This window comes from Xanthomonas sp. AM6, from assembly GCF_025665335.1.
GTDB lineage: Bacteria > Pseudomonadota > Gammaproteobacteria > Xanthomonadales > Xanthomonadaceae > Xanthomonas_A.
Window position 1 is genome coordinate 870,352 of sequence record NZ_CP106869.1, and the last position, 19,686, is coordinate 890,037.

Annotated in this window: 18 protein-coding genes; 13 read left to right on the forward strand and 5 right to left on the reverse strand. The window is 71.4% G+C overall.

What is annotated here, in order from left to right; all coding sequences use genetic code 11:
- Positions 1–87 precede the first annotated feature (87 nt).
- Positions 88–1,299: a D-alanyl-D-alanine carboxypeptidase family protein gene (locus OCJ37_RS03605; protein WP_263112336.1), complete on the forward strand. Its 1,212-nt coding sequence runs from the start codon at positions 88–90 to the stop codon at positions 1,297–1,299.
- Positions 1,300–1,415: 116 nt separating this feature from the next.
- Here OCJ37_RS03605 and OCJ37_RS03610 read toward each other — a convergent pair whose 3' ends face one another.
- Positions 1,416–2,480 (reverse strand): lipid A deacylase LpxR family protein, encoded by a 1,065-nt coding sequence (locus OCJ37_RS03610; protein WP_263112337.1) that lies wholly within the window; start codon positions 2,478–2,480, stop codon positions 1,416–1,418.
- Positions 2,481–2,764: 284 nt separating this feature from the next.
- Between OCJ37_RS03610 and OCJ37_RS03615 the strand changes: the two genes are divergently transcribed.
- The 4 genes from OCJ37_RS03615 (at position 2,765) to OCJ37_RS03630 (ending at position 7,204) form a co-directional block, all read left to right on the forward strand.
- Entirely contained in the window at positions 2,765–3,043 is a 279-nt protein-coding gene (locus tag OCJ37_RS03615; protein ID WP_263112338.1) for a DUF493 family protein, read from the forward strand.
- A gap of 98 nt (positions 3,044–3,141) precedes the next feature.
- Entirely contained in the window at positions 3,142–3,744 is a 603-nt protein-coding gene (gene lipB / locus OCJ37_RS03620) for a lipoyl(octanoyl) transferase LipB (RefSeq protein WP_263113573.1), read from the forward strand.
- A 22-nt stretch (positions 3,745–3,766) separates the two neighbouring features.
- Positions 3,767–4,777 carry a lipoyl synthase gene (lipA, locus tag OCJ37_RS03625; protein WP_263112339.1) on the forward strand — a complete coding sequence of 337 codons (1,011 nt, stop codon included), beginning with the start codon at positions 3,767–3,769 and terminating at the stop codon, positions 4,775–4,777.
- Positions 4,778–5,026: 249 nt separating this feature from the next.
- The gene (locus OCJ37_RS03630; RefSeq protein WP_263112340.1) at positions 5,027–7,204 is read left to right on the forward strand and encodes a carboxy terminal-processing peptidase; all 2,178 of its coding nucleotides are present in this window, start codon (positions 5,027–5,029) and stop codon (positions 7,202–7,204) included.
- A 316-nt stretch (positions 7,205–7,520) separates the two neighbouring features.
- On the opposite strand, the gene OCJ37_RS03635 is transcribed toward OCJ37_RS03630, so the two are convergent.
- Positions 7,521–8,264: a sulfite exporter TauE/SafE family protein gene (locus OCJ37_RS03635; protein WP_263112341.1), complete on the reverse strand. Its 744-nt coding sequence runs from the start codon at positions 8,262–8,264 to the stop codon at positions 7,521–7,523.
- Positions 8,265–8,349: 85 nt separating this feature from the next.
- Here OCJ37_RS03635 and OCJ37_RS03640 point away from each other — a divergent pair, with 85 nt between their 5' ends.
- On the forward strand, positions 8,350–9,264 hold the full coding sequence (locus tag OCJ37_RS03640; protein ID WP_263112342.1) for a LysR substrate-binding domain-containing protein: 915 nt from the start codon (positions 8,350–8,352) through the stop codon (positions 9,262–9,264).
- 25 nt (positions 9,265–9,289) lie between these two features.
- Here OCJ37_RS03640 and OCJ37_RS03645 read toward each other — a convergent pair whose 3' ends face one another.
- Together OCJ37_RS03645 and OCJ37_RS03650 are read right to left on the reverse strand one after the other, a co-directional pair.
- Positions 9,290–10,168 carry an endonuclease/exonuclease/phosphatase family protein gene (locus OCJ37_RS03645; protein ID WP_263112343.1) on the reverse strand — a complete coding sequence of 293 codons (879 nt, stop codon included), beginning with the start codon at positions 10,166–10,168 and terminating at the stop codon, positions 9,290–9,292.
- Between the two features lie 248 nt (positions 10,169–10,416).
- Positions 10,417–10,800, reverse strand: a complete 384-nt coding sequence (locus tag OCJ37_RS03650; RefSeq protein WP_263112344.1) for a VOC family protein — start codon at positions 10,798–10,800, stop codon at positions 10,417–10,419.
- Between the two features lie 223 nt (positions 10,801–11,023).
- Here OCJ37_RS03650 and OCJ37_RS03655 point away from each other — a divergent pair, with 223 nt between their 5' ends.
- The 6 genes from OCJ37_RS03655 to OCJ37_RS03680 all read left to right on the forward strand — a co-directional run bounded on the left by OCJ37_RS03655 (position 11,024) and on the right by OCJ37_RS03680 (position 17,035).
- Positions 11,024–12,079 carry a bifunctional nicotinamide-nucleotide adenylyltransferase/Nudix hydroxylase gene (locus tag OCJ37_RS03655; protein ID WP_263112345.1) on the forward strand — a complete coding sequence of 352 codons (1,056 nt, stop codon included), beginning with the start codon at positions 11,024–11,026 and terminating at the stop codon, positions 12,077–12,079.
- Between the two features lie 63 nt (positions 12,080–12,142).
- A complete protein-coding gene (locus OCJ37_RS03660; protein ID WP_263112346.1) occupies positions 12,143–13,567 on the forward strand; it encodes a nicotinate phosphoribosyltransferase in 1,425 nt (474 codons plus the stop codon).
- An 8-nt stretch (positions 13,568–13,575) separates the two neighbouring features.
- Positions 13,576–14,682, forward strand: coding sequence for a hypothetical protein (locus tag OCJ37_RS03665; RefSeq protein WP_263112347.1), 1,107 nt, complete (start codon positions 13,576–13,578; stop codon positions 14,680–14,682).
- Positions 14,675–15,739 carry a DNA methyltransferase gene (locus tag OCJ37_RS03670; protein WP_263112348.1) on the forward strand — a complete coding sequence of 355 codons (1,065 nt, stop codon included), beginning with the start codon at positions 14,675–14,677 and terminating at the stop codon, positions 15,737–15,739. The genes OCJ37_RS03665 and OCJ37_RS03670 overlap by 8 nt, the downstream gene beginning before the upstream one ends.
- 77 nt (positions 15,740–15,816) lie before the next feature.
- Positions 15,817–16,524: a DUF2242 domain-containing protein gene (locus OCJ37_RS03675; RefSeq protein ID WP_263112349.1), complete on the forward strand. Its 708-nt coding sequence runs from the start codon at positions 15,817–15,819 to the stop codon at positions 16,522–16,524.
- Between the two features lie 142 nt (positions 16,525–16,666).
- Complete coding sequence (locus OCJ37_RS03680; protein ID WP_263112350.1) at positions 16,667–17,035, forward strand: glycine zipper 2TM domain-containing protein; 369 nt, start codon at positions 16,667–16,669, stop codon at positions 17,033–17,035.
- A gap of 255 nt (positions 17,036–17,290) precedes the next feature.
- Here the strand turns inward: OCJ37_RS03680 and OCJ37_RS03685 are convergent, their stop codons facing one another.
- Positions 17,291–18,178, reverse strand: a complete 888-nt coding sequence (locus tag OCJ37_RS03685) for a TIGR01777 family oxidoreductase (protein ID WP_263112351.1) — start codon at positions 18,176–18,178, stop codon at positions 17,291–17,293.
- A gap of 181 nt (positions 18,179–18,359) precedes the next feature.
- On the opposite strand from OCJ37_RS03685, the gene OCJ37_RS03690 reads away from it, so the two are divergent.
- A complete protein-coding gene (locus OCJ37_RS03690; protein ID WP_263112352.1) occupies positions 18,360–19,652 on the forward strand; it encodes a hypothetical protein in 1,293 nt (430 codons plus the stop codon).
- Positions 19,653–19,686: the final 34 nt, after the last annotated feature.

A 19,686-nucleotide genomic window follows, 5' to 3' on the forward strand; every position in this document is an offset into this window, starting at 1 on the left:
CGCCGCCGCCGCGCCTGGCCAGGCGCCGGCTGGCCCTACAATGCCTCGTTTACCATCGGCCCTCGGGCCCGCCAGGAGTCGTGTTAGATGAAATTCCGCTTCGCCGTCGCCGCCGTGGCCACCTTCGCCGTGGGCCTGGTTTCCGCGCAGACCCCCGGCCCGGTGCCGGCACAGCCTGCTGCCGCTGCCGCCGCGCCCGCTGCCGTGGCGATCCCGCCGGCGCCCAGGCCGGCCGTGTCCAAGTCCTGGGTGCTGATGGACTACGCCACCGGCCAGGTGCTGGCCGGCGAGAACGAACACGTGCAGGTGGCCCCGGCCAGCATCACCAAGGTGATGACGTCCTACGTGGTCGCCGCCGAACTGAAACTGGGCAAGATCAAGCGCGACGACCAGGTCATGCTCAGCGAACGCGCCTGGCGCGAGGGCGGCGCCGGCACCGACGGCAGCTACAGCGGCTTCCCGGTCAACCAGACCGCGCGCCTGGAGGACATGGAAAAGGGCATGGCGATCCAGTCCGGCAACGACGCGGCGATCGCGCTGGCCGAGCACACCGCCGGCAGCGAGGAAGCCTTCGCCGCGCTGATGAACAACTACGCGGCCAAGCTCGGCATGACCGGTTCGCACTTCGTCAACGCCCACGGCCTGTCCGCCGAAGGCCACCACACCACCGCCTACGACCTGGCGCTGCTGGGCCGGGCGATGGTGCGCGACTATCCGGAAACCTACGCCTACAACAAGATCAAGGAATTCAAGGTCGGCGACATCACCCAGCAGAACCGCAACCTGCTGCTGTGGCGCGACCCCAGCGTGGACGGCATCAAGACCGGCCACACCTCCGAGGCCGGCTACTGCCTGCTCAGCTCCGCGCAGCGCGGCGACCAGCGCCTGATCGCGGTGGTGATGGGCGACAGCTCCGAGAAGCAGCGCGCCGACGACAGCCTGGCGCTGTTGAACTGGGGCTTCCGCTTCTTCGAGACCCACCGCCTGTACGAACCGGGCAAGCAGGTCGCGCAGCAGCGCGTGTGGAAGGGCACCGAGAAGGAAGTGCTGCTGGGCGTGGCGCAGCCGCTGCTGGTCGGCGTGCCGCGCGGCCGCTACAACGAACTGAAGCCGTCGATCGACGTGCCCAAGACCCTGGAAGCGCCGATCAAGCAGGGCCAGGCGATCGGCACGGTCAAGGTCTCGCTGGACGGCAAGGTGGTCGCGCAGGCCCCGCTGGTGGCGCTGAAGGCGGTCGAGGAGGCCGGCTTCTTCAAGCGCCTGTGGGACAGCTTCTGGATGTGGTGGGAAGCCGAGTGAGTTGAAAAAAAGCCGGCTTGCGCCGGCTTTTTCGGGATTGGGGATTCGGGATTGGGGATTCGTTGAAGCCGGGAGCGCTTTCCAATCCCCAATCCCGAATCCCCAATCCCGGCCTTTCAGAGACGCCGACTGATCGTGAAGCTGCCGAACACCGGGGTCTGCTTCTGCAGGTCGAATTCGCGGGTGCTCCAGTAGCGCGCCAGGGCGAACTTCCACTTGCCGCGCATCACCGCCAGGCCGAAGCCGGCTTCGCCGACGAAGGGGCGCTTCTTCACGCTGTGGCTGTCGCGGAAGGTGTTGCCGTCCAGGGTGATGTCGCGCAGCACCCAGCGCGCGTCGCTGGTCAGGAACAGGTGCGCCGACCAGCCGCGGCCCATGCCGTAGCGGGGCGGGGCGGTGTTCTCGCCGGCCGGGCGCAGCGGCGAGCTGCCGAAATCGTCCGGCAGCTTCCAGCCGAAGCGCACTTCGGCGCCGGCGTTGGCATGGGTCTCCAGGGTGCCGAGCGCGCCGCCCCAGTGGCTGATCGCGTCCCAGCCCCAGCCGTCGGCGTTGACCGCCGCGTCGCCGGGCCAGCGGCGCATGCGTTCGTGCAGCACGCGGAACACCGGTTCGTCGTGCAGCTGGTTGTCCCAGCCGAGGAACTTCTCGTCGCCGAGCGCATCGTGCACCATGTCCTGCACCTGCTTGCCCTGCGCCGAGGGGCCGACCATGCCCAGCAGCAACTGGGTGGTGCGCAGGCGGTCCTGGTTGCGCGCGTTGTAGCCGAAACTCATCGCCAGCACGCCGACGTAGGGGCGGTCGTCCTTGATCAGGTCGCGGCGGGTCTTGTCGGTCGGGGTGTAGATGGCCTGGCCGAAGCTGAAGACCATGTTCTGCTGCTCGAACTCGCCCGGGTGCAGGCGTTCCAGGTAGCGGTTGACCGCCCGTGCCAGCCGCGGCAGGCAGGGGTCGTCGGTGAAGTCGACCAGGTTCGGCGAGACCAGGGTCACGCCGAACCCGTTGGTATAGCCCTGGTCCTGGCCGGCACCGCCGAACAGGTCGTTGTCGACCCGCAGGTTCACCGTGGGCGGCGTGTCCTGCAGGGCGCTGCCGGTGCAACGGTCGGCGGCGGCGGCGGGCAGCGAGGCGATGGCGAGAACAGCGGCGACGGCAACGGCGAGAGGCAGGCGCGATGACAGCATGGCGACGTCCCTGTGCAAGGAAGGGGGGAGGGTGTGGCGACGCTAGCGGGCCGGCTGCGCGGATGCCGTGAAAGCCTGCCGCGGAAGGGGCTGAAGCCCAGCATAGGATGCCGTGCCGGCCGGGGGAAAGCCATGCGGCCGTATCGCTTCGTCCCACTGGCGCCGCTTGCCAACATCGCGCGCATGCCGACGATGCGAGGCTGCCGCCGCATGACGGTCCGCCGCGGCCGCCGCCCGCGCGGCGCGGCCTTGGGTTTGCCCGGCGGCGGCCCGATAATGCAGCCATGGACATCACCTCCGACAATCCCGAACACGGCTTCCAGTTCCCCGGCGTCTTCGAGCTCAGCGCGATGGGCACCGCCAACACCGGGCTGGAGACCGAGCTGCCGCGCCTGCTCGCGCAGGCCGGCGTGGACGTGCTGGAAGAGCGCATCAGCTGGAAGCATTCGTCCAACGGCAAGTACGTGTCGGTGCGGATCGCCTTCCGCGCCGCCGACCGCGCCCAGTACGACGCCGCGCACGTGGCGCTGCGCGAGCATCCGGAAGTGAAGTGGACGCTGTAGCCGGCGACCGCGCAGCGTCGCCGGAACCGGCCTCGGCATTGCCGCCGTGCCGGGTCCGCGATCTCGGCCGCCAGCCCTACGAACCGGTGTGGCGGGCGATGCAGCGCTTCACCGATGCGCGCGGCGAGGCCAGCGCCGACGAGCTGTGGGTGGTGGAGCACGACCCGGTGTTCACCCTCGGCCAGGCCGGCAAGCCCGAACACGTGCTGGCGCCGGGCCAGATCCCGGTGCTGCACGTGGACCGCGGCGGCCAGGTCACCTACCACGGCCCCGGCCAGCTGGTGGTGTACCCGCTGCTGGACCTGCGCCGGCTGAAGATCGGCGTGCGCGACTACGTGTGCCGGATCGAGCAGGCGATCATCGACACGCTGGACGAATGGAACATCCTCGGCCAGCGCCGCGACGGCGCGCCCGGCGTCTACGTCGGCGCGGCCAAGGTCGCCGCGCTGGGCATCCGCGTGCGCCGCGGCTGCACCTTCCACGGCCTGTCGTTCAACGTGGCGATGGACCTGGAGCCGTTCCACCGCATCAACCCCTGCGGCTACCAGGGCCTGCAGGTGACCTCGGTGCTAGACTTGGGCGGTCCCTCCGGCATGCAGGCCGTCAAACCGGTGCTGCTGGCCCAACTGGCGCGCCAGTTCGGGCTGACCCTGCAGCCGCTCGACGCCCTGCCCGACCTCACGCTCACGCACGCGGCCTGACCGCCTGCCCGCCGACGACGCCATGACCCAGCCCAGCGCACGCACCATCCCCTTGCAGGTCCTTTCCGGCGACAGCGCGCCCGCGCCGCTGCAGGCCGGCGTCAAGCAGCTGGGCGGGGACAAGATCAACCGCTCGCCGGTGCAGTTCGCCGACGCGCCGGTGCTGCGCAAGCCGTCGTGGATCCGGGTGCGGATCCCGTCTGGCAACGCGGTGCAGACCCTCAAGGCCAAGCTGCGCGAGAACCGCCTGGTCACGGTCTGCGAGGAAGCCAGCTGCCCGAACATCCACGAGTGCTTCAGCCACGGCACCGCCACCTTCATGATCCTGGGCGAGGTCTGCACCCGCCGCTGCTCGTTCTGCGACGTCGCCCACGGCCGGCCCAAGCCGCCGGACGCGAGCGAGCCGGCCAGCCTGGCGCAGACCGTGGCCGACATGGGCCTGCGCTACGTGGTGGTGACCAGCGTCGACCGCGACGACCTGCGCGACGGCGGCGCCCAGCACTTCGCCGACTGCATCGGCGCGATCCGCGCCAAGGCCCCGGCCACGCGCATCGAGATCCTGACCCCGGACTTCCGCGGCAAGGGCCGCATGGACCGCGCGCTGGAGATCCTGGCAACCAATCCGCCGGACGTGTTCAACCACAACATCGAGACGGTGCCGGACCTGTACCCGAACGTGCGCCCCGGCGCCGACTACCAGTGGTCGCTGACCCTGCTGCAGAAGTTCAAGGCGCAGCACCCGGCCATCGCCACCAAGTCCGGGATCATGCTCGGCCTGGGCGAGACCATGGAGCAGGTGCAGGCCACGCTGCGCGACCTGCGCGCGCACGACGTGGACATGGTCACCATCGGCCAGTACCTGCAGCCCACCGCGCACCACCACCCGGTGATGCGCTACTGGACGCCGGAGGAATACAAGGCGCTGGAGGAGTACGGCAACGCGCTGGGCTTCAGCCACGTCGCCTCCGGGCCGATGGTGCGCTCGTCCTACCACGCCGACCGCCAGGCGGCAGGGGCCGGCGTCGCCGCCTGAGCCGGCGCGGCGGCGGCGCTGCCGCCCTTCGACAGCGGCGCGTCGGGTTCGCCCGGCGCGCGCCGCATGCCCGCTGCGCCTGCCTGTGCGCACGCCCGTGGTGCCCGCACCGGCGCCATTCACACTTCGCTACCGAGCCGCCGCTAGTCTGGTTCAGGAACAGGTGACACGGCCTGCAACTTGCGGCACTGTCGTGTTGTCTCACGCAATCTGCAGCCCCCCTGACGGCCTGGTGCCGAGAGTACGTAGATGAAATTCAAAGCTTCTGCCGTTCTGCTGGCGTTCGCGCTGACCGCGCCGCTGGCGCTGTTCGCCCGCACCGACGCGCCGGCGCTGCCGGCGGCCTCGACCGCCGACCAGGCCACCACCGCCAAGCTAGTGTACGGGCTGCTCTCCGACAGCCGCTACGCCTACCGGCCGCGCGCGCTCGACGAGGCGACCTCCAAGGAAGTCTTCAAGAAGTACCTGGAGACGCTGGACGGCAGCAAGCAGTTCTTCACCCAGGCCGACGTGGACAGGTTCGCCCCGTTCCAGACCAACCTCGGCGCCAACATCGCCTCCGGTCAGCTGGAGCCGGCGTTCCAGGTGTTCGCCGTGTACCGCCAGCGCGTGGACGAGCGCATCGGCTATGCGCGCAAGCTGCTCAAGCAGGACTTCGATTTCAACGGCACGGAGAAGTTCGAGTACGACCGCAAGGACGTGCCGTGGCCCAAGGACAACCAGGAGCTGGACGATCTGTGGCGCAAGTCGGTGATGAACGACTGGCTGCGGCTCAAGCTGGCCGGCAAGAAGCCCGAGGACATCCGCAAGACCCTGGACAAGCGCTACGCCAACCTCGCCGACTCGGTGAAGGAGCTCAAGAGCGAGGACGTGTTCCAGTTCTTCATGAACGCCTACACCAACACCGTCGACCCGCACACGGACTACTTCACCCCGCGCACCGCCGAGAACTTCAACCAGCAGATGTCGCTGTCGCTGGAAGGCATCGGCGCGCAGCTGCAGAAGCAGGACGACATGGTGGTGATCCGCGAGGTCATCCCGGGCGGCCCGGCCGCGGTGGACGGCACGCTGAAGGCGGGCGACCGCATCGTCGGCGTCGGCCAGGGCAAGTCCGGCCAGGTCGAGGACGTGATCGGCTGGCGCATCGACGACGTCGTGGCCAAGATCCGCGGCGACAAGGACACCCAGGTGCGGCTGGAATACATCCCGGCCGAGGCCGGCGTGGACGGCAAGCACCGCCAGCTGCTGCTGACCCGGCAGAAGGTGCGCCTGGCCGAACAGGCCGCCAAGGCCGAGACCATCGCCTTGCCGGCGAAGGACGGGGTGCCGGCGCGGCGCGTCGGCGTGATCAAGCTGCCGGCGTTCTACCAGGACTTCGAAGGCCGCCGCCGCAACGCCAGCGACTACGCCTCGGCGACCCGCGACGTGGCCAAGCTGCTGGCCGGCTTCAAGACCGACAAGGTCGACGGCGTGGTGCTGGACCTGCGCAACAACGGCGGCGGCTCGCTGGACGAGGCGATCGAACTGACCGGCCTGTTCATCGAGCAGGGCCCGGTGGTGCAGGTGCGCGAATCCGGCGGCCGCGTCACCGTCAACAGCGACGACAAGCCGGGCGTGGCCTGGGACGGCCCGCTGGCGGTGCTGATCAACCGCGGTTCGGCCTCGGCCTCGGAGATCTTCGCCGGCGCCATCCAGGACTACGGCCGCGGCCTGGTCATCGGCGAGACCAGCTTCGGCAAGGGCACGGTGCAGAACATCGTCGACCTGGACCGCTGGCCGGCCAACGAGACCGACCGCTTCGGCCAGGTCAAGCTGACCATCGCCCAGTTCTTCCGGGTCAGCGGCAGCAGCACCCAGCACAAGGGCGTGGTGCCGGACATCGCGTTCCCGGCCAGCGTGGATGCCACCGAGTTCGGCGAGAGCACCTACGACAACGCCCTGCCGTGGACCCGCATCGCCGCGGTGCCGCACACCCAGTACGGCAACTTCGCGCCGCTGCTGCCGCGGCTGGAGACGCTGCATGCCAGCCGCATCGCCAGCGACAAGGAATTCCAGTGGTGGGAAGAGGACGTGCAGCAGTTCCGCACCGAGGCGGCGAAGAAGTACGTGGTGCTCAACGAGGCCGAGCGCCGCGCCGAGCGCGAGAAGCAGGACGTGCAGCGCAAGCAGCGCCAGGAGATGCGCAAGCAGCTCGGCTTGCCGCTGGACCCGCTCGCCGACGACAGCAGCGACGACGGCCTGACCGGCAACGAGCGCGACATCGTCAAGGACGCCGCGCGCGAGAAGCTGGTCGACAAGCGCCCGGATCCGCTGCTGCGCGAATCGGCGGCGATCCTGGCCGACGCGCTGAACCTGCTGGAGAAGGACCGCCCGCTGTCGGTGCAGGTGCTGCCGCAGTCCACCGGCCCGGGGCGCTGGGCGGACTGAGCCTGGCGTCCACTGCCGCGCGAAGACAGACGCGCCATCGCCTAGCGGTGGCGCGTTTTTCGTTGGCCGTTCGCAGGGCCGCGGCATCGTATGCACGCTGCGCTGCCGGTGCCGAACGCGACGGCAGCGCGACCAGCGAGGCACCGGCGATCGCGCTGAAGGAGGGGCTCCGGATTGCCTCGGACCATGAGCGCCGTCAGGCGGCCTGACAGGCTCGTCGTAGGAGCGGCTTCAGCCGCGACCGGCCTTACCGGTAACGCCCGGTCGCGGCTGAAGCCGCTCCTACAAGCGCGCATCAGCTTGATCGAAAGCGGTCCTAGCCCCACGCCTGCCACGCCTGGTGCAACCCCAGCCCCAGCAGGGTCGCGAAGAACACGCGGCGGAACGCCTCGGCGGAAATGCGCTGGCGGAGCCGCGCACCGAGCCACATGCCCGCCACGGTCGGCAGCAGCGCCAGCAGCGACGGCCCCAGCGCGCCGCGCGCAAACGCGCCGTGCCAGGCCAGCGCCGCGGCCAGCGCCAATGTGGCGGTGCCGAAGCAGTAGCCCAGCGCGCGCATCAGCGCATCGCGCGGCAGGCCCAGCGCGACCAGGTAGGGCAGCGACGGCAGCACGAACACGCCGGTGGCGCCGGTCAGCAGGCCGGTCGCCAGCCCGGCCGCCGGGCCGGCCCAGGGTTCGTGCCGCGGCGGCAACCGGCCCTGCCAGCGGCTCAGGCCGAGCAGTGCGTACAGCGCCAGCAAGGCGCCGAGCCCGCCGCGGGCCAGCGCCGGATCGGCGCCGACCAGGATGCCGGCGCTGAGCCAGGTGCCGGCCACGATCGTCGCCAGCAATGGCCACAGCCGCCGCAGCAGCGCCGCCGCGCCGGCGCCCCAGGCCTGCTGCAGGTTGGTCAGCAGCGACGGCAGCACCAGCAGCGCGGCCGCCTCCGGCGGCGCCAGCCACAGGCCGAGCAGGCCCATCGCCACGGTCGGCAGGCCGGTGCCGGCGACGCCCTTGACGAAGCCGGCCAGGCAGAACACCGCGGCGATCGGCAACAGGTGCGGGATGAGCGATTGCATGCCTGCAGCATCGGCGCTGCGCCGGCGCCGGACAATGCGCGATCGCTTCAGGCAGACTTCGGCAACGACGAAGGCTGGAGCGGGCATGCACCTGGATTTCATCGACTTGCGGCTGTTCGCGGCGGTGGCCGAGGCCGGCAGCATCACCGCCGGCGCCGACCGCGCCGCGCTGTCGCTGGCCGCGGCCAGCGCGCGCATCCGCGCGCTGGAAGTGCAAGCCGGGTCAGCGCTGTTCGAGCGCGGCCGCCGCGGCGTGACCCTGACCGCGGCCGGCGCGGCGCTGCTGCGGCACGCGCGGCAGCTGCTGCGCCAGGCCGAGGCGATGCGCGCCGAACTGGGCGAGCATGCCGGCGCCAACCAGGCCACGGTGCGGCTGCTGGCCAACACCGCGGCGCTGTACGAATGGCTGCCCGAACTGCTGGCCGAGTTCCTGGTCGCGCATCCGCGCATCGACCTGGCCCTGCGCGAGCAGGGCAGCATGGCCGCCGCCGACGCCGTGCGCGAGGAACGCGCCGACCTGGCGGTGATCGCCGACCACGCCGACCTGGCCGGCCTGCACGCGCAGCCGTTCCGCCAGGACCGGCTGGTGCTGGTGGCCGCGGCCACGCATCCGCTGGCGCAGGCGCCGCAGCTGCGCCTGGCGCAGCTGTGGCAGGCGCAGTTCCTGGGCCTGGCCGACGACAGCGCGCTGCAGCGGCACCTGCGCACGCAGGCCGCGCGCGCCGGCGGCCAGTTGCGCGTGCGCGCGCACGTGCACGGCATCGAACCGCTGTGCCGGATGCTGGCGCGCGGCGCCGGCGTGGCGATCCTGCCGCAGGCCGCGCTGGCCCGGGTCAGCGTGCGCGCGCAGCTGGTCGCAGTGCCGCTGCACGAAGCGTGGGCGGCGCGGCAGCTGTCGATCGTGTGGCGGCCGGCCCCGGCGCCGGCGCCGGCGGTGCGTCAGGTGTTGGACTGGCTGTGCGCGCACGCCGACGGCGCCGCGCCGGCACGGGCGCAGTGACGCCCGGCGCGCCGATCGCGAAAACTCAGTGCGGCCAGGCGAACTCGGCGACGACCGGGAAGTGGTCCGACGGCCAATGGCCCTGCGGGCGTGCGTCCAGCGTGGCGAAACGCGTCGCGCGCAGCCCGCGCGACAGGATCCAGTCGATGCGCCGGTCCGGATGGCCGGTGAAGTCATGGAAGGTCGCCTGCGGCCCTTGCGGCTGCGGCGCCTGCGCGCGCGCGTCGGCCAGCGCCGGGACCAGGGTGCGGTAGGTGGGCGAATCGGGCGCGGTGTTGAAGTCGCCGGTGAGCACCACCGGCACGTCGGCGGGCAAGGCCTGCAGCCGCGCGAGGATCAACGCGGCGCCCTTGGCGCGCGCCGCCTCGTCCTCGTCGCGATACGGCAGGTGGGTGTCGAACAGGTAGAAGCGGCGGCCGTCGGCGATGCGCTCGAACAGCCCCCAGTTCACCATGCGCGGCAGCGGGTGGCCCCAGCTGATGCTGCCGACCACCGCCGGCGTGTCCGACAGCCAGAAGTCGCCCGAGTCCACCAGCTTCAACCGGCGGCTGTCGTAGAACACGCCCATGCGCTCGCCGTCCTCGCTGCCGTCGCGGCTGCGGCCGAACCAGCGGTAGTCGGGCAACTGCGCGGCCAGGTAGTCGGCCTGCAGCTTGACCAGTTCCTGGGTGCCGAACACGTCCGGATGCTGGGTGCGGATCAGTTCAGCCATCGCGCTGCGGCGGATCTCCCAGCGCTTGTCGCCGTCCTTGTCCACCGGCACGCGCACGTTGAAGCTCATCACCTTCAGCGGCGCCGCTGCCGGCGCGGCGCTGGCCGGGAGTGCGAGGCAGGCGGCGAACAGCGCCATGGCGAACGCGAGCGCCACGGCGCGGGCGCGGGAAGAGAGCGGGAACGTCGGCATCGGCAACATGTCTCTGGCAAAGGGAAGTGGTGCGAGCGGCGATGGTGCCATAGGCATCGTCCGGGCTCGGCATGCAGCGCAGCGGCGGCATCGCGACACGCCGGCGCGCATGGTCGCTCGCGCAGCGCTACACGATCATGACCGGGCGGTGCGTGCTGGGCAGCCGCATGTGCAGGCGCAACGCCCCGCACGTCGAGCGCATGCGGCGAACACGCGGCTGCATGCCGCGCGCGCCGCGCCGGCGAACGTCAGTCCCAGGTGTTGGGCGGCGCACCGGCGGCGGGATCGCGCATCTTGACCACGCAGAAGCGATGCCCGGTCGGCGCTTCCATCACCCACCAGCGCTTGACGAAGCCGATCCGGCGCGCGCCCAGGCCCTCCAGGCGCGCGACCTCGGCCTCGATGTCGTCGCTCTCGATGTCCAGGTGCACGCGCGAGGCGTGATCGACGCGTTGCACCTCCACCTGCAGGCCCGCGGGCGCGCCCTCCAATGCCGCGTATTCGGCGCCGAGTTCGGAATAGCCCGCCGCGGCGGAATAGCCCAGCGCCGCGCTCCAGAAGCGCGCGGCGGTGTCGGCGTCGGTGTCCTGGCAATCGATGATGAATCCGGCAAGACGGCTGCGGTGGGGCATGGTCGCGCGCTCCTGTTCGGGGGCCACGAGGCTAGCGCGATCGCGCGCGCCGCGCGCGCTGCAACGCAGCGGCCCTCGGCTGCGAGACGGACGCGGCGCAGCGTGCGGCATGTGCGCCATCGATGGGCGGGCCACGCCGCGCCACTTGACGCCTTCGCGCATCGGCGTAGCATTTGCGCCACGCCAAGGGATAGACCCGCGGCGACCCCAATCACCGTGAGGGATGCTCATGGAGTACGACTATCTTGTGTTCATCGGGCGCTTCGAGCCCTTCCACAACGGCCACGCCGCCGTTGCCCGCCACGCCCTGGCGCGTGCGCAGAAGCTCATCTTCCTGATCGGCTCGGCCGATACCCCGCGCACCATCCGCAATCCGTGGACCGTGGCCGAACGCAGCGTGATGATCCAGGCCGCGCTCGACGGCGCCGGCGAGCGCCTGATCCTGCGCCCGCTGCGCGACCATCTGTACAACGAGAGCCAGTGGATCGCCGCGGTGCAGTCGGCGGTGGCCGAGGCGGTGCGCGCCGACGGCGGCGGTGCCGAGGCGCGCATCGGCCTGGTCGGCATGGACAAGGACGCCAGCAGCTACTACCTGCGCGAATTCCCGCAATGGCCGCTGGTCGACGTGCAGCACACCGAGACGCTGTCGGCGACCGAATTGCGCCGCTACCTGTTCGAGGCCGGCAGCATCGATTTCCACGGCGCGCTGCTGATGCTGCGCGGCAACGTGCCGGCGCCGGTGTTCGACATGCTCGAGGCGTTCCGCAAGAGCTCGCCCTCGTACGCGGAGCTGCTCGCCGAGTACCAGTTCATCGAGCAGTACCGCGCGGCCTGGAAGGAGGCGCCGTATCCGCCGACCTTCGTCACCGCCGATGCGGTGGTGGTGCATTCGGGCCACGTGCTGCTGGTGCGGCGCCGCGCCGCGCCGGGCAAGGGCCTGTGGGCGCTGCCGGGCGGCTTCGTCGGCCAGCACGAGAGCATCCTCGACGCCTGCCTGCGCGAACTGCGCGAGGAGACCCGGCTGAAGATCCCGGTACCGGTGCTGAAGGGCTCGCTGAAGAACCGCCACGTGTTCGACCACCCCGAGCGCAGCCTGCGCGGGCGCACCATCACCCATGGGTTCCACTTCGAGTTCACCTTCGGCGAGCTGCCCGAGGTGCGCGGCGGCGACGACGCCGACAAGGCGCGCTGGATCCCGGTCAGCGAAGTGCTGGGGATGGGCCCGAAACTGTTCGAAGACCACCTGCACCTGCTCGAATTCTTCCTGGGCCGCGGTTGACCGCGGCCTGCCCCGGCCGGCGGACAGACCGCTGGCTTTCCCTGACGCGAAGGAGCTTCCGTCATGCAATGCCTGAACAACCTGCTGCTCAACACCGATAGCTACAAGGCCAGCCACTGGCTGCAATATCCGGCCGGTACCGACGCCACGTTCTTCTACGTGGAATCGCGCGGCGGCGTCTACGACCGTACCGTGTTCTTCGGCCTGCAGGCCATCCTCAAGGAAGCGCTGGGCCGCGCCATCACCCATGCCGACGTCGACGAGGCGCGCGACCTGTTCGCCGCGCACGGCGAGCCGTTCAACGAGGCCGGCTGGCGCGACATCGTCGACCGCCTCGGCGGGCAGCTGCCGATCCGCATCCGCGCCGTGCCCGAGGGCAGCGTGGTGCCGACCCACAACGCGCTGATGACCATCGAGTCCACCGACGCGCAGGCCTACTGGGTGCCCTCGTACCTGGAAACGCTGCTGCTGCGCATCTGGTATCCGGTCACCGTGGCCACGGTCAGCTGGCACGCCAAGCAGACCATCCGCCAGTTCCTGGAGCGCACCAGCGACGACCCGGAAGGGCAGCTGCCGTTCAAGCTGCACGACTTCGGCGCGCGCGGCGTGTCCAGCCTGGAGTCGGCGGCGATCGGCGGCGCCGCGCACCTGGTCAATTTCCTCGGCACCGATACCGTGTCCGGGCTGCTGCTGGCGCGCGCGCACTACCACGAGCCGATGGCCGGCTACTCGATCCCCGCCGCCGAGCACAGCACCATCACCAGCTGGGGCCGCGCGCGCGAGGTGGACGCGTACCGCAACATGCTCAGGCAGTTCGGCAAGCCCGGCGGCATCGTCGCGGTGGTGTCCGACAGCTACGACATCTTCCACGCGATCCGCGAGCACTGGGGCACCACGCTGCGCGAGGAGGTGATCGCCTCCGGCGCCACCGTGGTGATCCGCCCCGATTCCGGCGACCCGGTGGCGGTGGTGCACCAGTGCCTGGAACTGCTCGACGAGGCCTTCGGCCACAGCGTCAACGGCAGGGGCTACAAGGTGCTCAACCACGTGCGCGTGATCCAGGGCGACGGGGTCAACCCGACCAGCATCCGCGCCATCCTGGAGCGCGTCACCAGCGCCGGCTATGCCACCGACAACGTCGCCTTCGGCATGGGCGGCGCGCTGCTGCAGCGGCTGGACCGCGACACGCAGAAGTTCGCGCTGAAGTGCTCGGCCGCGCGCGTGGACGGCGAGTGGATCGACGTCTACAAGGATCCGGTGACCGACAAGGGCAAGCTCAGCAAGCGCGGGCGCATGAGCCTGCTGCGCCATCGCGAGTACGGCGGCTACCGCACCGAGCCGGTGCCGGCCAGCGCGGCGTCGCTGGACGCGGTGGCGCGGCCTGCCGGCTACGACGATGCGATGGTCACGGTATGGGAGAACGGCCGCCTGCTGCACGACTGGAGCTTCGCGCAAGTGCGCGAGCGCGCGAACGCGGCGCGCCTGTAGGTGCGGCGATGGACGCGCGCATGGAGTTCGCGCCGCCGCTGAGCGGCGCCTCGCCGCTGTTCGCCGCGCTGCGTGCCGGCATGCCGCACCTGGAATGGCGGGTGCCGGCCGGCGACGATGCCGCACGCTGGCGCGTGCAGCGCATCGGCGGGCGCGACTACCGCGTCGCGCAGCCGGTCACCTTCACCCCGTACGCATCGGTGCGGCCGTGTTCGGCGCGCTGCCGTTTCTGTTCGGAGACCCTGCGCCCGCACGCCGGCGGCACCGCGGCGGCCAGCCTGCGGCCGCCGCCGGACTATTTCGCGATGCTGCGCGATGGGCTGGCGCAGCTGCACGGCCTGCCGCTGTCGCATTCGCTGTCGGGGCTGGAGATGACCGACGACGAGGAATGGTTCGTGCAGTTGCTGGAGACCTTGAGCGCCGCCGAACGCGACGGGCTGCTGGTCGAGCAGCGGGTGCTGTACAGCAACGGCGCCGGCTTCGCCCGCGGCCGCGGCGATGCGCTGCTGGACGCGCTGCAACGCTTCCGGCTGTCGTGGGTGGAACTGTCGCGGCACCATCCGCAGCAGGCCGGCAACGACGCGATCATGCGTTTCCGCGATGGCGAGGCGATCGCCGACGCGCAGGTGTTCGTCGCCACCGCGCGGCGCATCGCCGCGGCGCTGCCGCTGCGCCTGGTGTGCATCCTGCAGCACGGCGGCATCGCCGATGCCGACGGCGTCGCCGGCTATCTGCGCTGGGCCCGCGCGTGCGGCGCACGCACGGTGATCTTCCGCGAGTTCTCGCGGCTGGGCGACGGCTACCGCGCCACCGGCACCCAGCGCTACCTGGCGCAGGCGCGGGTCGGCGTGGAGCAGGTGCTGGCCGCATGCATGGCCACGCCGTGGTGGCGCACGCTGCGGCCGCTGCAGATCACCGAGGGCTATTACTTCTGGAACCTGCGCATGGCCACCGACGACGGCATGGAGCTGGTGTTCGAGAGTTCCGACTACGGCGCGATGCAGGCGCGCCACGACAGCGGCGACATCTACAAGCTGGTGTTCTTCGCCGACGGCCGGCTGTGCGCGGGCTGGCAGCCGGACCGCGATCTGCTGTGGCAGGCCGCGCATGGATAGCCGCAGCTGGTGGACGCCGCCGCCGGACCCGCCCGCGCACCGGCTGCCCGATGACCTGCGCCAGCGCGATCCGCTGGGCGCGCGCGACTGCGGCTGGGTCAGCCAGATGCGCCCGTTCGTGCGCCAGTTCAGCGCGCCCGATGCCTGCGTGCTGGATCCGTTCTGCGGTTTCGGCAGCACCTTGCTCGCCGCCGCGCTGGAAGGCCGGCGCGGGCTGGGGCTGGAGATCGACGCGGCGCGCGCGGCGCTGGCGCGCGAGCGGCTGCAGCGGCTCGGGCTGGCGGCGCAGGTGCGGGTCGGCGCGCTGCCGCAGCTGGCGCTGGAGGCGCCGGTGGACCTGTGCCTGACCAACGTGCCGTACTTCGGCTGCGCCTGGCCGGGCGCGGCGACGCCGGGCCAACTCTACGCCAGCACCGACTACGCGGCCTATCTGCACGGCCTGCGCGCGGTATTTCACGCGGTGCGCCGCAGCCTGCGCGAGGACGGATTCTGCATCGCGATGGTCGAGAACGTCGAACTGGACGGCGTGTTCGTGCCGCAGGCCTGGGACCTGGCGCGGGTGCTCGGCAGCCTGTTCGTGCCCTGCGCCGAGCGCGTGCTGTGCTACCCGCGCAACGGCGCGCAGCCGCTGGCGCCCGGCCAGACGCGCAGCGACCGCAGCCACGAGTACGCGTTGATCTTCCAGAAACGGCGCGAGCCGATCGACCTGGCCGGCACCGCGCAGCTGCTCGCCGCGCTGCGCACGGAGGGGTTCGATTACGCCTTGTACGGCAGCTACCCGGCCTGGCTGGCCGACCCGGCCGCGGCCGCGCGCCTGCCCGGCGACGTGGACCTGCTGCTGCCGCGCGATCCGGGCCAGCTGCAGCGGCTGCTGGACTGGCTGCGCGCGCGCGGCTTCGCGCTGAGCCTGTGGGGCGAGCCGCTGGCGGCGCCGCCGACGCTGGCCGCGCTCGATGCCCACCACTACCTGCGCGCCGAACGCCGCGACCGCGGCGGCGGCCTGCTGCGGGTGGACCTGTCGCTGCGGCCGCCGCCCGGCCCGCTAACCGCCGGATGAGCGCCGGCGGCGGCATCAAGGCCGCCTCGACACGCTTGCGGCTATCCTTGGCCGGTTCCTTCCTTCGGTCCACGGCCATGTCCGCTTCCTCCAACGTCCTCGCCCTTCCTGCGCTGCTGCTGGTCGCGATCGGCCTGAGCGGCTGCTTCGCCCGCAAGCAGGACAACCTGGTGAAGGAGACCTTCAACTCCGACAACACCTATTCGCGCAGCTATCCGGTGCAGCCGGCGCAGGCCTGCGAATCGGCGCGGCGCACCTTGCTGAGCCAGGGCTACGTGGTGTCCAAGGCCACCGCCGATGCGGTGGAAGGCACCAAGAACTTTCAGCCCAACCAGGATTCGCACGAGCAGCTGGAATTGCGCGTGTCGTGCGTGGCGCACGGCCAGGACGAATCGTGGGTGTTCGTCAGCGCGCTGCAGGACCGCTATGCGTTGAAGAAGAGCGCCAACTCGGCCAGCGTCGGGGTCGGCGTGCTCGGCTCGGTGTCGCTGCCGGTCGGCAGCAGCGACGATTCGCTGGTGCGCGTGGCCAGCAGCACGGTGCAGGACGGCGATTTCTACAAGCGCTTCTTCGAACGCATGGCGCAGTACCTGCCCAAGTCCAAGCCGGCCGCGGCCGAGCCGCCAGCGCCGGCGGCGGCGCCCAAGTCCGAACCCGAGCCCGCCGCGGCAGCGCCGGCACCTGCGCCTGCGGCGCCCGCGCCGATGCCGCACCCGGCCGAAGCGACGCCTGCGCCTGCTGCGCCGGTTGCGCCGGTGGCAGGCGACGGCACCACGCCGCGTTGACCCCTGCGTTCATGCGCCGCTGCGGAAGCTGAATAGCGCGGTTTCGCTTCACGATCCATTCGCGAACGCGGTGCAAAGGTGGCGCCTGTCGGGAGCGCGATGCGTGCAAGCGCATCGGCTCCGCCACCCAGGAGCAACCAGCATGAACACTCTCAAATCCGCGTTGTGTCTCACCGTGCTCGCCGTCGCCACTGCCGCCGCGCCGCTGGCGCAGGCGCAGCGCCACTACGGCCCGGAAGACGCCGGGCGCCGTTTCAGCGACGGCACCCGCGTGCACTGCAAGAAGGTCGCGGTGCAGAAGAACAGCACCGACCCCAATCGCATCGGCGGCACCCTGGCAGGCGCGGCGATCGGCGGCCTGCTCGGCAACCAGGTCGGCAAGGGCAACGGCAAGAAGCTGGCCACGGTCGGCGGCGCGGTCGCCGGCGGCGCCACCGGGCGCTACATCCAGGGCCAGCGCCAGCAGGCCAACGGCAACCGCCAGGTCGAGACCGTCTGCAAGCGCTATTGAGGCCACGCCGCGATCGGCCATCGCGGCGCAGCGCTCGCACACAAAAACGCCCCGGCGGACAGCCTCCGCCGGGGCGTTTTGCATTGTTGCGGGATGCGATCGCATGTACAGAGCGCCGGGATGAGGCCAGGCGGCTCGCCTGCACTTGCCAGGCCATGACACGCTTTCGTAGGAGCGGCTTCCGCCGCGACAGGGTATTACCGGTAACGCCCGGTCGCGGCTGAAGCCGCTCCTACAGTCGCTTCGGTCGTGTGCCTATCCGATCACGGCACGCAGCGCTTCACCCAACTCCGGATGGCGGAACACATAGCCTTCCTGCTGCGCACGCGCCGGCAGCGCCCGCTGGCTGCCCAGCAGCAGGTCGGCCATCTCGCCGAAGGCCAGGCGCAGCGCCGCAGCCGGTGCCGGCAGCAGCGCCGGCCGGTGCAGGGCACGGCCCAGCTGTGCGGCGAAATCGGCATTGGTCGCCGGTGCCGGCGCGGTGGCGTTGTAGGCGCCGTCGCCGCCGTGCTGCAGCAGCCACAACAACAGGCCGACGTGATCGTCGCGATGGATCCAGCTCATCCATTGCCGGCCGTCGCCCATGCGCCCGCCCAGGCCGAGCCGGAACGGCGGCAGCATCCGCGCCAGCGCGCCGCCGTCGCGGCCCAGCACCACACCCGTCCGCACCAGGCTGGTCCGCACGCCCAGCGCCTGCGCGCGCAACGCCTCGGCTTCCCAGTCGCGGCACAGCTGTGCGGCGAAATCCGCGCCGGCCGCGCTGCGTTCGTCGAGCAGGTCGCCGCCGCGGTCGCCGTAGTAGCCGATCGCCGAGCCGGAGAGCAGGCAGGCGGGCCGCTGCGCGGCGTCCAGCTGCGCAATCCAGTCGATCAGTGCGCGGGTGGTGCCGATGCGCGAGGTGCGGAAGCGGCGCTTGCGGGTCTCGTTCCAGCGGCCCTCGCTCAGCGGCTCGCCGGCGAGATTGATCACCGCGTCCGCCGGCGCGGCGCCGTGCAGGTCTTCCAGCGCCTGGATGCCCGGCAGCGCCTGCGTCGCGCGTGCCGCGTCGCGGCTGAGCACGCTGACCTGGTGCCCGGCCTGCAGCAGGGCAGGGCACAGTGCGCGGCCGATGAATCCGGTGCCGCCGGTGACGAGCACATGCATGACGCTGTTTTCCAGAAGCGGGAGCGGCAGTGTAGGGTTGGCCGGCATTGCAGCCGGGTGAACGCGCGCGCGGCGCGGCTTCGCGGTGCGTGCACGACGTGCGCGGCACGCTCCGCGTCCGCGCCCCGGCGCGCCGACCACTCTTCTCCGCCTGCCGTTTCGCATCTGCCATGCTCGCGCCATGACCGCCCCGACTGCGCTCCAGCCATCGCCGCGCCGGCATCGTATCGCCGCGCGCCTGTTGCTGGCGCTCGCGCTGAGCGCGAGCGGCGCGCTCGCCGCGGCGCCGGACCCGGCGGACCAGGCCAGCGCCGACTGCCTGGCCGCCCTGCTGCGCCAGCTCGGCTGGCGCATCGACAGCACGCCTGATGCGCAGCCGCGCCTGCTGCCGGGCGAGCCCTGCACGCGCGCCTCGCTGGCCGACGCGCAGGCGCACGGCGACCTGCAGGCGGCGCTGCCGGCGCGATGGACCGCGGCGCAACGGCGCGACGCCCTGCGCGCGCTGCTCGACACACCGGCCACGCACTGCGGCTATTTCCTGCGGCTCGGCGCGGCCACCCAGCGCGCGGTGGCGCGCCTGCAGGACAACCCGGGCTACCGCTTCTCCGCCGTGCAGCTGGGCTGGATCGGGTTCGGCCCGGGCGGCGCGCGCCGGCAGGGCTGGCAGCGCTTCCGCAGCTTCGGCCGCGGCTACCGCCCGGTGCACGGCAACGCGCGCGCGATCGAGGCGTTCTACAGCGGCCGGGTGCGCTCGGAATGCGGCGTCGGCCGGCAGATCGCGCAGCTGGCCACGCAGCGCGAACTGTACGGCGATGCCGGTTTCGATCGTGCCTTCAGCGCCGGGGAACTGTCGATCGGCACCTTCCTCACCCTGCACCGCACCGACAGCATCCTGCTCGGCGCGCATGCCGGCGAGTTCTTCGCCGACGGCAAGGCGGCCAGGACCTCGCAACTGGGCGGCGCCGCCTTCCTCGGCGCGCCCGGCTTCATCGCCCACGTGTTCGAGCGCCGCTACCTGGACGACATCAACAACCAGGCCGAGAACTTCGTGGTCGTGGCGGTCAGCGCCGAGGCGGCGTCGGCGTTGCGCGCGCATGGCGGCTTCGCCTACTACGACCGCAACAACCGGCGCATCTGGGAACTGGCGCAGGCGCTGCGCGGCCGTGGCCGCGAACGCTTCGAGAAACTGTTGTTCGACCGCGACCCGGCCCTGCGCGCGACGTTGTCGCCGGCGCAACGCAGTGTCCTGGCGCAGATCGACGCCTTGCTCGACGACCCGTTCTACCGCGGCTTCGAGGTGTACGTGCATCCGAAGGGGGTCAAACCGATCGGCTACCACGTGGCGCGCCTGCTGGACCGCAATCCGCGCACCCCGTTCGCGATCGACCTGGCCCTGCACAACCTGCACACCACCTTGTACCGGCGCTGGCGCGACCAGCAGTTGCAGGCCTGTGCGCAAGCGCCTTCGCCTTAGCTGCGCGTCAGCCGCAGTGGGGCGCTTCGTGCGA

Coding starts and splice junctions, on each gene's coding strand:
- OCJ37_RS03635 (WP_263112341.1), bottom strand. CDS start 8,264: ATGCAATCGCTCATCCCGCACCTGTTGCCGATCGCCGCGGTGTTCTGC.
- OCJ37_RS03685 (WP_263112351.1), bottom strand. CDS start 18,178: ATGCATGTGCTCGTCACCGGCGGCACCGGATTCATCGGCCGCGCACTG.
- OCJ37_RS03650 (WP_263112344.1), bottom strand. CDS start 10,800: ATGCCCCACCGCAGCCGTCTTGCCGGATTCATCATCGATTGCCAGGAC.
- OCJ37_RS03680 (WP_263112350.1), top strand. CDS start 16,667: ATGAACACTCTCAAATCCGCGTTGTGTCTCACCGTGCTCGCCGTCGCC.
- OCJ37_RS03605 (WP_263112336.1), top strand. CDS start 88: ATGAAATTCCGCTTCGCCGTCGCCGCCGTGGCCACCTTCGCCGTGGGC.
- OCJ37_RS03675 (WP_263112349.1), top strand. CDS start 15,817: ATGTCCGCTTCCTCCAACGTCCTCGCCCTTCCTGCGCTGCTGCTGGTC.
- OCJ37_RS03670 (WP_263112348.1), top strand. CDS start 14,675: ATGGATAGCCGCAGCTGGTGGACGCCGCCGCCGGACCCGCCCGCGCAC.
- OCJ37_RS03645 (WP_263112343.1), bottom strand. CDS start 10,168: ATGCCGACGTTCCCGCTCTCTTCCCGCGCCCGCGCCGTGGCGCTCGCG.
- OCJ37_RS03660 (WP_263112346.1), top strand. CDS start 12,143: ATGCAATGCCTGAACAACCTGCTGCTCAACACCGATAGCTACAAGGCC.
- OCJ37_RS03630 (WP_263112340.1), top strand. CDS start 5,027: ATGAAATTCAAAGCTTCTGCCGTTCTGCTGGCGTTCGCGCTGACCGCG.
- OCJ37_RS03655 (WP_263112345.1), top strand. CDS start 11,024: ATGCTCATGGAGTACGACTATCTTGTGTTCATCGGGCGCTTCGAGCCC.
- lipA (WP_263112339.1), top strand. CDS start 3,767: ATGACCCAGCCCAGCGCACGCACCATCCCCTTGCAGGTCCTTTCCGGC.
- OCJ37_RS03640 (WP_263112342.1), top strand. CDS start 8,350: ATGCACCTGGATTTCATCGACTTGCGGCTGTTCGCGGCGGTGGCCGAG.
- OCJ37_RS03690 (WP_263112352.1), top strand. CDS start 18,360: ATGACCGCCCCGACTGCGCTCCAGCCATCGCCGCGCCGGCATCGTATC.
- OCJ37_RS03610 (WP_263112337.1), bottom strand. CDS start 2,480: ATGCTGTCATCGCGCCTGCCTCTCGCCGTTGCCGTCGCCGCTGTTCTC.
- OCJ37_RS03665 (WP_263112347.1), top strand. CDS start 13,576: ATGGACGCGCGCATGGAGTTCGCGCCGCCGCTGAGCGGCGCCTCGCCG.
- OCJ37_RS03615 (WP_263112338.1), top strand. CDS start 2,765: ATGGACATCACCTCCGACAATCCCGAACACGGCTTCCAGTTCCCCGGC.
- lipB (WP_263113573.1), top strand. CDS start 3,142: ATGCAGCGCTTCACCGATGCGCGCGGCGAGGCCAGCGCCGACGAGCTG.